Source organism: Streptomyces sp. AB3(2024), assembly GCF_041862025.1.
Lineage (GTDB): Bacteria > Actinomycetota > Actinomycetes > Streptomycetales > Streptomycetaceae > Streptomyces.
Genome location: NZ_JBGWAB010000430.1, coordinates 1 through 223 on the forward strand (window position 1 = coordinate 1; position 223 = coordinate 223).

1 protein-coding gene is annotated in these 223 nt (G+C 69.1%); it reads left to right on the forward strand.

From position 1 onward, the window contains the following. Positions 1 to 223: hypothetical protein (locus tag ACEPPI_RS41095; RefSeq protein ID WP_373920326.1), on the forward strand; the 223-nt coding region annotated here is incomplete at both ends.

Consider the following 223-nt stretch of genomic DNA (forward strand, 5'->3'; position numbering starts at 1 on the left):
GCTGGAGGAGACGCACCGGGCCTGGGAGATCGGGTACTGGGCGAAGTCGTTCGTGTGGGACGGTCTGATCGTCGACGGGATCTGGGGCACGATCCGTGGCCTGGGCACCCTGGTCGGTGTGGACGGGTGGGACAAGGCGGGTCAGGCGTGGACGGGGCTGGCGAAGCTGGCGACGGGTCTGGTGATCGCGTCGATGCCGGGGATCGGTACGGCGTTCTGGCTG